The sequence below is a fragment of the Flavobacterium sp. genome (assembly GCF_041392005.1).
Taxonomy (GTDB): domain Bacteria; phylum Bacteroidota; class Bacteroidia; order Flavobacteriales; family Flavobacteriaceae; genus Flavobacterium.
This window is the reverse complement of sequence record NZ_JAWKMX010000004.1, coordinates 111,420-124,116: the sequence shown is the minus strand read 5'-3', so window position 1 is coordinate 124,116 and position 12,697 is coordinate 111,420. Positions and strand designations below refer to the sequence as shown.

Below are 12,697 nucleotides of genomic sequence, written 5' to 3'. Positions count from 1 at the left end.
TAGCTAACTTAAACTGTTCTTTGCACTACTTCAAAAACTTTTCCTTCGTCTATTTTTAAGGTTTTCGATGGAAACTTTAATAAAAGCGCATAATCGTGTGTAGCCATAATTATAGTTTTACCATTTACGTTAATTTTTCGCAGTAATTCCATTACTTCAACACTTGTTTGTGGATCAAGATTTCCAGTAGGTTCATCGGCTAAAATAAGCTCTGGGTCGTTTAGCAAAGCTCTAGCTATTGCAATTCGTTGTTGTTCGCCACCCGATAGTTGATGCGGCATTTTGGTTTGGTAATTTTTCATACCTACTTTATCCAACACTTCTTCAATTTTAACGTTCATTTCAGCTTTTTCTTTCCAGCCAGTTGCTTTTAAAACAAAAAGTAAATTGTCTTTAACACTTCTATCGGGTAATAATTTAAAATCTTGAAAAACAACACCTAATTTGCGTCTTAAAAACGGAATTTTACTTTCTTTTAAAGTATGCAATTCAAAATCTACAATAGTTCCATTTCCTTCTTTCAAAGGTAAATCGGCATAAAGTGTTTTTAAAAAGCTACTTTTTCCAGCGCCCGTTTTTCCTATCAAATATATAAATTCGCCTCTATTAACTTCAAGATTCACATTGGTTAATATCGGATTTTTTTCTTGATAAATATTTACCGATTGTAAAGAAAGAATTGTAGAAGACATAATGCGTTAAATTAGACTGTAAAAGTAAGAAGATTTTTTGGGCTACAAAATTTTGTTTGCGAAAAAGAAAATCGTTAATAAATCTGTTCAAAAGTCTTACAATATAATAGGGTAAAGGTTCGTTATTCACTATAGTAAAACGTATATTTGAAGTTTAAAACAAAACAGATAAAATGAATAAAATTTTCAGATTTTCTTTTTTAGTAGTGGCTTTTAGCACTACCATTGCAACAGCACAACAATCGGCAATTTATACTCATAATTTGCAATATTTCGATAGAGCCGAAGCACTTTATAAAGATAAACAATACCAATCGGCACAAATTATTTTTGAAAAAGTAAAAGAAAACACTTCTAATACAGATGTTCAAGCTGATTGTGCCTATTATATTGCCAATTGTGCCATTCGATTAAACCAAATTGGTGCCGATGAAATGGTAGAACGTTTTGTAGAAAACTATCCAACAAGCACCAAGCAAAACCAAGCCTATATAGAAGTAGCACATTACTATTTTGATCAAGGAAATTATCCAAAATCGTTAGAATGGTTCGATAAAGCCAATGTTTCGGCAATGTCTAACGAAGAAAAAGAACGCTATAATTTTCAAAAAGGGTATGCTTATTTTACGGTTAAAAATAAAAAAGAAGCCGAAAAATATTTAAATCGTGTGGTAAATTCTAAAGCATACGGTAGCCAAGCGAAGTATTATTTGGGTTATATGTCGTACGAAACAGACGATTATAAAAATGCCAATCAATATTTCGACCAAGTTTCAGACCAAGATAAGTACAAAGAAAAAATGGGCTATTTTCAAGCCGATATGAATTTTAAATTGGGTAATTTTCAACAAGCTATCGATTTAGGATTAGCTCAAATGCCAAAATCGCCTGCTTCAGAAAAAAGCGAATTGTCTAAAATTATTGGCGAAAGTTATTTCAATTTAAAGCAATACGATAAAGCTTTGCCATATCTGCAAGATTATAAAGGAAAACAAGGCAAATGGAACAATACCGATTTTTATCAATTAGGTTATACCTACTATAAAAATGGCGATTACGAAAGTGCAATAAATCAATTTAATAAAATTATAAACGGTCAAGATGTTGTGGCACAAAACGCCTATTATCATTTGGCAGAATGTTATTTAAAAACCAATAAAAAACAACAAGCATTAAATGCGTTTAAAACGGCTTCTGAAATGGAATTTGATACCAAAATTCAGGAAGATGCGTATTTGAATTATGCTAAATTAAGTTATGAGCTAGGAAATCCGTATCAATCGGTTCCAGAAGTTTTAAATGCGTATTTGGCAAAATACCCAAATACTTCGTATAAGCAAGAAATAAACAATTTGTTGATAAGTTCATACATTACTTCAAAAAATTATACCGAAGCATTAACATTATTAGAAAAAAATAAATCGGCAGAAAACCGTTTGGCCTACCAAAAAGTAGCCTTTTATCGCGGATTAGAATTGTTTACCGATGGCGATTATAATGCAGCTTACGATTTGTTTAAAAAATCAATAACCGAAAATAAAGATGCTCTGTTTACTACTCGCGCTACCTATTGGAAAGGTGAAACCGAGTATAATTTAGATCAATATAATGATGCTGTATTAAGTTTTCGTCAATTTGAAACTTCTTCAGAAGCTATTTCAACACCAGAATATAAGAATTTAGCATATAATTTAGCGTATGCTTACTTTAAACTAAAAGATTACGATAACGCCATTAAATATTTTACAAATTTTATAGCCGATGTTAAAAACAATAATATTCGAAAAACCGATGCGTATTTGCGTTTGGGCGATTGTAATTTTATTTCGGCAAAATATTGGCCAGCAATGGAAGCTTATAACAAGGCTATCGATATGAATGGCGTTCATAGCGATTATGCGGCATTTCAAAAAGGAATTAGCTATGGTTTTGTAGGTAGAAACGAAAAGAAAATAGAAGATTTAGAAGCATTTGCTAAAAAATATCCCAATTCACAATATGCCGATGATGCACTTTACGAATTAGGAAATACTTATGTAAACCAAAATAACGAAAGTAAAGCAATTGCCACATACGATAAATTAATTGCTTCGTATCCAAAAAGTTCGTATGTTTCTAAATCCATTCTAAAAGAAGGATTAATTTATTATAACAATAATAAAAATGAACCAGCTTTGGCTAAATTTAAAAAAGTTGTAGCCGATTTTCCTAATACGCCAGAATCGTTAGAAGCTGTTTCAACGGCTCGATTAATTTATGTAGATAATGGTAGAATAGACGAATATACCACTTGGGTTAAAGGTTTGTCTTTTGTAGAAGTAACCGATGTAGATTTAGATAATACCGCATACGAATCGGCTGAAAAACAATATTTATTAAATAATAGTAAGCAGGCTATTTCTGGTTTTAGTAATTATTTAGCCAAGTTTCCTAAAGGATTACACGCTTTGCAGGCCAATTTTTATTTAGCCCAGCTTTACTTTGCAGATGGCTTAGAAAATAATTCAATAAAGCATTACGAGTATGTAATTAATCAAGCAAGAAACGAATATACCGAACAAGCACTGGCTCGTTTGTGCCAAGTGCATTTAAAAACAAAAGATTATACAAAAGCAATTCCTGTTTTAAAACGTTTAGAAACCGAAGCCGATTATCCGCAAAATATAACCTATGCGCAGTCTAATTTAATGAAAGCATATTACGAAAAAGAAGATTATACAAATGCAGGTAATTATGCCGACAAGGTATTGGCTAACGATAAAATTGATGATAGAATTAAAAGCGATGCACAGATAATTATTGCCCGTTCGGCAATTAAAACCAATAACGAATCAAAAGCGCGTTCGGCGTATGCTAATTTGCTTGCCATAGCTCAAGGCGAACTGGCTGCCGAAGCTTTATATTACGATGCGTATTTTAAAAATAAAGATGCAAAATTTGACGAATCAAATAAAGTAGTGCAAAAATTAGCCAAAGATTATTCGGGCTATAAGTATTACGGTGCAAAAGGTTTAGTTATTATGGCTAAAAATTTCTACGGATTAAAAGATAGTTTTCAAGCTACTTATATATTAGAAAGTGTTATTAAAAACTTTAAAGATTATACAGATATTGTAGATGAAGCCCAAACCGAATTAACAAAAATTAAAACCGAAGAAGCTAAAACTAATTCATCAATTACCAATTAATTTTTTATCATTCCGCAATTGTTTCGGAATCTCAAAATTGAAAATTTGTAATTCGTAATTTAAAAATGAACATGAAGAATTTAAGAATATATTTTCCAATAATTATCACAGCAATGGCTTCACAATTTTCTTTAGCACAAGAAGAAACTATTGGCTCTGAAGTAGTAAATGTGGTAAAACCTTATACACCAACAATTTCCGATGCTTTTAAGGTAAAAGAAACACCAACAATTGAAGACGATACCAATACACAAAAAGAAGAAGTAAAATACAATATTTTTTCTTTTCCAGTGGCTTCTACTTTTACACCCGCTAAAGGAAAAGCAGCTGGTGTAGATAAAGAAACTAAAGAACGTATTTACAACAACTATGCTACAATAGGTGCTGGAAACTACGGAACTGTAAATGCCGAATTTTTTGTAACAAAAAATTTTAGTAGAAACAGTTATATTGGCGGAATGCTTCGTCATTTGTCATCGCAAGGCGGCATTAAAGATGCGGTTTTAGACGACAACTATGCTAACACAGCCTTCGATTTAACTTACGGAAATCGTAGCCGCGACATAAATTGGAATGCCGATTTAGGGATTAAGCACAATACTTACAATTGGTACGGTTTACCTATAGATGATGTTATGTTTGATGATGCAATTCGTAATGCAATTGACCCAAAACAAAACCATACTACTATAGCACTTGGTGGTCGTGCTGCAATGAGCAATAGTTTTTTTAGCGAAGCTGCTATGCAGTTTAAGCGCTTTTCAGATGCTTTTGGTTCAGGAGAAAATCGTTTTTGGATACAACCTAATTTTGATGTAGAAATACTCGATTATAAAATTGATACTGATGTAATTGTAGATTACGTAGGCGGATCTTTTAACAGTATGTACGAAAACGAAACTGCAATAAATTATAGCAATTTAATTTTTGGCGCAAAACCAAGCTTTTTATACCAACAAGACGATTTGTCAGTTCAAATAGGAGCTGGATTATTTTATGGAATAGGAAAAATAAATAACGAAAACGAAGCTAAGTTTTTTGTTTATCCAAATGTAAAAGCTTCTTACAAAATTGTAGGCGATTTACTTATTGGTTACGCTGGTGCCGAAGGTGGGCTACATCAAAATTCGTATGCCGATTTTGTTGCTGAAAATCCGTTTGTTTCGCCTACGCTATTTGTTGGCCCAACCGATAATAAATACGACGTTTATGCAGGTTTAAAAGGAAAATTAACCAATTCGGTTTCTTTTAATATTAGGGGTTCTTACAATAACCAAGAAAATAAACCATTATTTAGTAGTAACCCTACTGTTTTAGAAAATACTAATACCGAAGGTTATGCTTATGGAAACTCGTTTAATGTAGTTTATGATAATGTAAAAACCATAAGTTTTTATGGGGAAATTAAAGGCGATTTTTCAGAAAAAGTGAGCTTGGGTTTAAACGGAACATTTAATAGTTTTTCTACCAATACGCAAGATGAAGCTTGGAATTTACCAGAACTTAAAATTGGTGCTAACCTAGAGGTTACTATTACTAAAAAATGGTATGCAGGCACAAATATCTTTTTTGTTGGGGAAAGAAAAGATATTATAACTATTCCTACTGATGCAGCTGTTGTACCAATACTTTACACACAAAAACAAATTACTTTAGACAGTTATTTCGATTTAAATGCACATATTGGTTATAAATACAACGAACGTTTAACGGCATTTTTACGCGGCAACAATTTAGCCAACCAGCAATATAATCGATGGGTAAATTACCCAGTACAAGGAATTCAAGTTTTGTTAGGTGCTAGTTATAAGTTCGATTTTTAATTTATACAAATGCTATACTAGTTGGTTTTCGTAAATAGTAAAATAAAATAACCCGTAGTGCATTTAGAAAATTTTATTTGTTTATTTCGTCAGTTCGAGCATTTCTTAGATAAATTTTCATAAAATTTATCTAAGAAATGTATCGAGAACTTACAATTTAATACTTCTCGATACAATTTTTCTTCGCTTTACTACGAAAAATTACTCGAAGCTACGTTGTTTAATAACTTTTAGCTTCTAAATGCACTATGGGTTAAAATAGGATTAATTTTCTAAAAACTGTTTAATTTTTTTAAGCACATTGGCATCGCCTAAAATTTTTCGGTGACCAAGTTTTTTCGTAATTAAAAGTTGACTATTTTCTAAGTGCTTATGAATGCTTTCAGAAGCCGAAACAGGAACATCATCATCATCTTGATCATGAATAACTAAAACAGGTATAGCAACATGTTTAGCCGCTACATAAGCCGAGTAGCTTTCCATGTCTAAATTATATTTTTCTTCAAAAGAATATTTCATTTTTTCTGCAATTTTTGGCTGTAATTCTAAACGAGAAACAAAATCTAAAAGAATATCGGTTACACTGTTACCACTCGATATTATAACTGCCTTTTTAACTTGCAAACCTTGCTTTATTGCATTTAATGTTGCCATGCCACCAAGTGAATGACCAATACAAAATTCAAACGGGCCAAATTGTTTTTCAATTGTTAATATACTTGCAATAAATTCTATCATTACAGTAGTTTTTCCTGGCGATTTACCATGTGCTGGCGCATCAAAACTAATAGTACTGTAACCCATTGCAACAAGCATATCGGCAATTTTAACTAATTGTGTACCTCGACCCGACCAACCGTGTACTAACAAAACCTTTTTTGGCGAATTTCCATAATGATAAATTCTTATAGTTTTATTTAGCGATGGAACATTTATAAAAACTTGCTGGCTTTGTTTTTCCATTTCAAATTCTCGTTTCGGAATTTTATATTTTATTGGTGTTACAAATAATCGCGAAGCAAAAGATACAGCCAAAGAAGGTGCCACTTTTTCAAGAAATTTAGCTAACCATAGAATAGGTTTTGGTATAGTCGAAAGATTTTTTTTTCGTTTCAATTTTACTGAATTTAAAATTTATGTAAAAGTAAAGAATAAACTTATGCTTAAAAAATGGAATCATTTTTGCAATGTATTTTTAAGAATTAATTAACTTTGTTTAAAATAATAAAAAAATGAATTTTAAAATTAAACTTGTTTTAGGATTATTGTTCGCATTGGTTTTATCGTGCGCTAAAAATCCGTTCACTGGAAAAAGCACTATGGCATTAGTACCTAATAGTCAAATTTTGCCAATGGCTTTTCAACAATACGATCAGTTTTTATCTGAAAATAAAGTAATTACAGGTACTACAGATGCAAAGCGTGTAGAAACTGTAGGAACAAAAATTAAAGTTGCTGCAGAACGTTGGTTAAATGCACACGGGTATTCAGATTATTTAAAAGGATATGAATGGGAATATAAATTGGTTGACGATCCTACTGTAAACGCATGGTGTATGCCAGGTGGTAAAATTGTAGTATATAGTGGTATTTTACCCGTAACAAAAACCGATGCAGGTTTAGCAACCGTAATGGGACACGAAGTAGCACACGCATTAGCAAATCACGGGCAACAGCGCATGAGTGCAGGTGTTTTACAACAAGCTGGCGCTGTAGGCGTAGCAGTAGCTACTGGAGGAAAATCGGCAGAAGAACAAGCACTTTGGATGCAAGCCTATGGTATGGGTTCTCAAGTAGGAGGTATGCTACCCTTTTCTCGTAAACACGAAAGCGAAGCCGATATGATTGGTTTAACATTAATGGCAATTGCAGGGTATAATCCAGATGAAGCCGTACCGTTTTGGGAAAGAATGGCAGCACAATCTGGCGGACAAGAACCCGCAGAGTTTATGAGTACGCACCCAAGTAATGCTACTCGTATTGCAAATATTAAGGCCTTAATTCCTGAAGCTAAAGCCGAAGCAGCTAAATTTGGTGTTAAGTTTTAAAAAACATTAGAAATATTAAAATCAAATCCCGATATTAGTCGGGATTTTTATTTACTATTTTATGCCATTATTAGAAAAAGGAAATTTAAAGCTTCGCAATGCTTGGGCGTTTTACGATTGGGCAAACTCTGTTTATTCTCTTGTAATATCGTCGGCAATTTTTCCGTTGTATTATGGTTTTTTATTTCCAAAGGAAAATCCAACGGTACATTTTTTAGGTTACGATTTTAAAAATACAGCACTAATTAGCTTTGTTACTGCATTTGCATTTTTAACGGTTGCAATACTATCACCTTTATTATCGGGTATTGCCGATTATGTGGGTAATAAAAAACGTTTTATGCAATTTTTTTGTTATTTAGGCGCATTTTCTTGTATAGGAATGTATTGGTTCACACCCGAAAATATTTATTTCGGAATACTATGTTTTTATTTAGGATTAATTGGTTTTTGGGGAAGTATCGTTTTTTATAATTCCTATTTGCCCGATGTTGCCTACCCAGAGCAACAAGATAAGTTAAGTGCTAAAGGGTATTCATTAGGATATGGCGGTAGTGTATTACTACTTTTAGCTTGCTTGTTTTTAATTATGACAAAGGAAGGAACAGAGGCGCTACAAGCTATGCGTTTTTCGTTTGTATTAACAGGTATTTGGTGGTTGCTATTTAGCCAATATTCATTTTATTATTTACCAATAGGTAATAAAAATAGTGGCAAAATAAGTAAACATATACTTTTTAATGGCTTTAAAGAATTGCTAAAAGTTCAAAAAGAGCTGTTTCAACATATAGTATTAAAACGCTATCTTATTGCATTTTTCGTATATAGTATGGCGGTACAAACAGTTATGCTAGTGGCGACTTATTTTGGAGAGCAAGAAATTAATTGGGGTGGCAATACCCAAAAAACAATGGGATTAATTATTAGCATATTAATGATACAAATAGTAGCTATTTTTGGAGCACTTTTAACATCATTTTTAGCAAAAAAAATAGGTAATATTAAAACACTATTGTTTGTAAATTTTATTTGGGTTGTAGTTTGTATAATTGCTTTTTTTATTACAGAACCAATAGAATTCTATATTACAGCAGGAATTGTAGGGTTAGTTATGGGCGGAATACAATCGTTATCGCGTTCTACCTATTCTAAATTTTTACCCAATACTTCTGACACAACTTCTTACTTTAGTTTCTATGATGTAGCCGAAAAAATAGGAATTGTAATAGGAATGTTGTTATACGGTTTCATAGACCAAATTACAGGTTCTATGCGAAATTCCATAGTATTTTTAGCTTTGTTTTTTACTGCAGGAATATTTTTATTATTGCGTGTACCAAAAAAATAATTAACTTTAGCCATTAAAAACAATTAAAATGAAAAAAATAAATTTATTAGTTACAATTTTTTCAATACTATTTCTATTTTCTTGTTCTAATGACAATGAGCCCGTTGATCCAGTCTTAATTGGTCAAACAGGTTCTACAGGTAATGGAAATTTCATCTTTAAAGCCGATTTTAACGGTACTACTTGGAATGCCAATCAGGCATCGGCACAATTAGGAAGCGATTTTATTACCATTGCAGGAATAAATAGTACAGGCGATAGTTTTTCATTTATTATAGAAGCAAATCAATTGGGAACATTTCCAGCAAACGAAAATATTTTAAGCTACAATCCTGCAAGCGGCGGTGGTTATGGTTACTGGAGTATCAATGTAGATAATGAAACAGAAGACACAGGTTCTATAACCATAACAAATATTAATACAGCAAATAAAACAATATCAGGAACTTTCCAATTTACAGGTTATTGGTCGAATATTGATGAAACTTCAATTGCGCCATTAAATTTCACAAATGGCGTTTTTCAAAATATTCCATATACAGGTTATGATGATCCTGGCGCCGATTCTTTTTTTGCAAAAGTAGATGGTGTGGGTTTTACAGCTACCGATATTTTTGTAGCAACTATAAACGAGGTAATAGGAATAGGAGCTTCAGATGATAACGACCAAAATATTACAGTAGGCGTAAATGAAAATTTAGGAGTAGGAACATACACTATTACAGGTAATACTTCATCAGACGAAGTACAAGCTACATACGAAATAGGCGGTAATTCTATATTAGCCACTTCTGGCTCAGTAACTATAAGTACCAAAACCGCAGACAGAATATCAGGAACATTTAGTTTTGTAGCAACCGATAGTGGAACTTCGTATTCAATTACCGAAGGAAGTTTCGATGTAAGTTACTAGTAAAAATAATCTATCAAAATTTAAAATCCGCTTTGTGCGGATTTTTTTATTGGCATAACTATTGACTATATAAATTGAAAACATAAATAAAAAACATATAAGTTGTTGTTTTATAGAATGCTATACTTTTTTTATAACGGTAAAGTTCTCTAAAAACAATGACAAAATGACTTAATTACGACTATGCCAAATACAAAAATACTAGGTTTTGACAGTTTGTCACTACAAGAAATTAATGAAGATGCCGAATTAATTCCGCTTTTAACACCAGAAGACGAGGAAGAAATGAACCAAGAAAAACTACCCGAAGACATTGCTATTTTGCCTTTGCGAAATACCGTGTTGTTTCCAGGTGTGGTTATTCCTATTACTGCAGGACGCGATAAATCGATTAAATTACTAAACGATGCCAATGCAAAAGGAAAAGTTGTTGGCGTAGTATCGCAATTTGACGAGGCTGTAGAAGAACCTACAAAAGATGATATTTATACGATAGGAACTGTGGCCCGAATTATTCGTGTTCTAAAAATGCCCGATGGTAATACAACAGTAATTCTGCAAGGTAAAAAACGTTTCGAAATAGACCAATTTACACAAGAAGAACCGTATTTTAAAGCAACAATTAAAGAAGTTCCAGAAGTAAGACCAAAACAAAGCGATTCTGAATTTACTGCTATAGTAGAACAAATTAAAGAGCTGGCTATCGATATTATAAAGGAAAGTCCCAATATTCCTACCGAGGCTACTTTTGCTATAAAAAATATAGAAAGCAGTCCGTTTTTAATCAATTTTGTATCGTCTAATATGAATTTATCGGTAAAAGATAAACAAGATTTATTAGCCATTCCAAATTTAAAAGAACGCGCATTAGAAACGTTACGTTTTATGAATATAGAGTTGCAAAAATTAGAAATTCGTAACGATATTCAATCTAAAGTACGTTCCGATTTAGACCAGCAACAACGCGAATATTTCTTACAGCAACAAATGAAAACCATTCAAGAAGAATTGGGTGGTGTTTCGTATGAAGCAGAAATTGAAGAAATGCGTGCAAAAGCGAAAACAAAAAAGTGGAACGAAAAGGTAGCACAACATTTCGAAAAAGAAGTATCAAAATTACAACGAACAAATCCTAATTCGCCCGATTTTGGCATTCAGCGTAATTATTTAGAATTGTTTCTCGAATTACCTTGGAACGACTATTCAAAAGACAATTTCGATTTAAAACGAGCTCAAAAAATACTTGATCGCGACCATTACGGGCTAGAAGATGTTAAGCAACGTATAATAGAGCATTTGGCAGTTTTAAAATTGCGAAACGATATGAAATCGCCTATTTTATGTTTGTATGGTCCTCCGGGTGTAGGTAAAACATCTATTGGAAAATCAATTGCCGAAGCTCTTGGTAGAGAATACGTGCGTATGTCGCTTGGTGGTTTGCGCGACGAAGCCGAAATTCGAGGTCATCGTAAAACGTATATTGGTGCTATGCCAGGTAGAATTTTACAAGCTATAAAAAAAGCAAAAACATCAAACCCAGTATTTGTTTTAGACGAAATCGATAAATTGTCGAGTAGCCATAATGGCGATCCATCTTCAGCTTTGCTCGAAGTTTTAGATCCAGAGCAAAATAGCGAGTTTCACGATAACTTTTTAGAAATTGGTTACGATTTATCGAAAGTAATGTTTATAGCTACTTCTAATAGTTTATCGACTATTCAACCTGCATTAAAAGATCGAATGGAAATCATTACCATGTCGGGTTATACTATTGAAGAAAAAGTAGAAATAGCGAAACGTCATTTGTTACCAAAACAGTTAAAAGAACATGGTTTAACCGAAAAAGATTTGCAAATAGGTAAAAAACAATTAGAAAAAATAGTTTCGGGCTACACAAGAGAATCGGGCGTTCGTGGGTTAGAAAAGAAAATTGCACAAATGGTTCGCCACGCTGCAAAATCTATTGCTATGGAAGAATCGTATAATATAAAAGTTACCGATGAAGATATAGTTGCAATATTAAAAGCACCACGACTAGAACGCGATAAATACGAAAATAATGAAATTGCTGGCGTAGTAACAGGATTAGCTTGGACACGTGTAGGAGGCGATATTTTGTTTATAGAATCGACTATTTCTAAAGGAAAAGGTAATATAACAATGACGGGGAATTTAGGCACAGTTATGAAAGAATCTATTACTATAGCAATGGAGTATATTAAAACTAATGCGGAAGACCTTGGCATTAAAAGAGAAACAATAGAAACTCATAATATTCACATTCACGTTCCCGAAGGTGCTACACCAAAAGATGGCCCAAGTGCTGGTATTGCTATGTTAACGTCTATGGTTTCAAGTTTTACGCAAAAGCGAGTAAAAAAATCGTTAGCTATGACAGGCGAAATTACACTTCGTGGAAAAGTATTACCTGTAGGCGGAATTAAGGAAAAAATATTAGCCGCAAAAAGAGCCAATATTAAAGAGATTATTTTATGTAACGAAAACAAACGCGATATAGATGAAATTAAACCCGAATATTTAAAAGGGTTAACTTTTCATTATGTAGATACTATGCGTGAAGTTTTAGATATTGCTATTACCAATCAGAAAGTTAAAAATGCGAAAGCGATTTAATTTTTCTTCACTAATATTCTTTTAGTAAATGCAAATCCTAATTGTCAAAAT

General features: G+C 32.6%; 8 protein-coding genes. 6 read left to right on the top strand and 2 right to left on the bottom strand.

Annotated features, from left to right (window positions below; genetic code table 11):
- Positions 1–8 precede the first annotated feature (8 nt).
- A complete protein-coding gene (locus R2808_RS04030; protein ID WP_371269671.1) occupies positions 9–692 on the bottom strand; it encodes a cell division ATP-binding protein FtsE in 684 nt (227 codons plus the stop codon).
- A gap of 173 nt (positions 693–865) precedes the next feature.
- On the opposite strand from R2808_RS04030, the gene R2808_RS04025 reads away from it, so the two are divergent.
- Both R2808_RS04025 and R2808_RS04020 read left to right on the top strand, forming a co-directional pair.
- Positions 866–3,880, top strand: a complete 3,015-nt coding sequence (locus tag R2808_RS04025; protein ID WP_371269670.1) for a tetratricopeptide repeat protein — start codon at positions 866–868, stop codon at positions 3,878–3,880.
- A 71-nt stretch (positions 3,881–3,951) separates the two neighbouring features.
- Positions 3,952–5,703: a TonB-dependent receptor gene (locus R2808_RS04020; RefSeq protein WP_371269669.1), complete on the top strand. Its 1,752-nt coding sequence runs from the start codon at positions 3,952–3,954 to the stop codon at positions 5,701–5,703.
- A gap of 264 nt (positions 5,704–5,967) precedes the next feature.
- Here R2808_RS04020 and R2808_RS04015 read toward each other — a convergent pair whose 3' ends face one another.
- Positions 5,968–6,819 (bottom strand): alpha/beta hydrolase, encoded by an 852-nt coding sequence (locus tag R2808_RS04015; protein ID WP_371269668.1) that lies wholly within the window; start codon positions 6,817–6,819, stop codon positions 5,968–5,970.
- 116 nt (positions 6,820–6,935) lie between these two features.
- Here R2808_RS04015 and R2808_RS04010 point away from each other — a divergent pair, with 116 nt between their 5' ends.
- From R2808_RS04010 to lon, 4 genes are all read left to right on the top strand, one after another.
- The gene (locus R2808_RS04010; protein ID WP_371269667.1) at positions 6,936–7,751 is read left to right on the top strand and encodes a M48 family metallopeptidase; all 816 of its coding nucleotides are present in this window, start codon (positions 6,936–6,938) and stop codon (positions 7,749–7,751) included.
- A gap of 61 nt (positions 7,752–7,812) precedes the next feature.
- Positions 7,813–9,099, top strand: a complete 1,287-nt coding sequence (locus R2808_RS04005) for an MFS transporter (RefSeq protein WP_371269666.1) — start codon at positions 7,813–7,815, stop codon at positions 9,097–9,099.
- Between the two features lie 28 nt (positions 9,100–9,127).
- On the top strand, positions 9,128–10,012 hold the full coding sequence (locus R2808_RS04000; RefSeq protein WP_371269665.1) for a DUF6252 family protein: 885 nt from the start codon (positions 9,128–9,130) through the stop codon (positions 10,010–10,012).
- A 183-nt stretch (positions 10,013–10,195) separates the two neighbouring features.
- Complete coding sequence (lon, locus tag R2808_RS03995; RefSeq protein WP_371269664.1) at positions 10,196–12,646, top strand: endopeptidase La; 2,451 nt, start codon at positions 10,196–10,198, stop codon at positions 12,644–12,646.
- Positions 12,647–12,697: the final 51 nt, after the last annotated feature.

Excerpts from the sequence above, each read along its gene's own strand:
- R2808_RS04030 (WP_371269671.1), bottom strand. The coding sequence starts at position 692 with ATGTCTTCTACAATTCTTTCTTTACAATCGGTAAATATTTATCAAGAA.
- R2808_RS04025 (WP_371269670.1), top strand. The coding sequence starts at position 866 with ATGAATAAAATTTTCAGATTTTCTTTTTTAGTAGTGGCTTTTAGCACT.
- R2808_RS04020 (WP_371269669.1), top strand. The coding sequence starts at position 3,952 with ATGAAGAATTTAAGAATATATTTTCCAATAATTATCACAGCAATGGCT.
- R2808_RS04010 (WP_371269667.1), top strand. The coding sequence starts at position 6,936 with ATGAATTTTAAAATTAAACTTGTTTTAGGATTATTGTTCGCATTGGTT.
- R2808_RS04005 (WP_371269666.1), top strand. The coding sequence starts at position 7,813 with ATGCCATTATTAGAAAAAGGAAATTTAAAGCTTCGCAATGCTTGGGCG.
- R2808_RS04000 (WP_371269665.1), top strand. The coding sequence starts at position 9,128 with ATGAAAAAAATAAATTTATTAGTTACAATTTTTTCAATACTATTTCTA.
- lon (WP_371269664.1), top strand. The coding sequence starts at position 10,196 with ATGCCAAATACAAAAATACTAGGTTTTGACAGTTTGTCACTACAAGAA.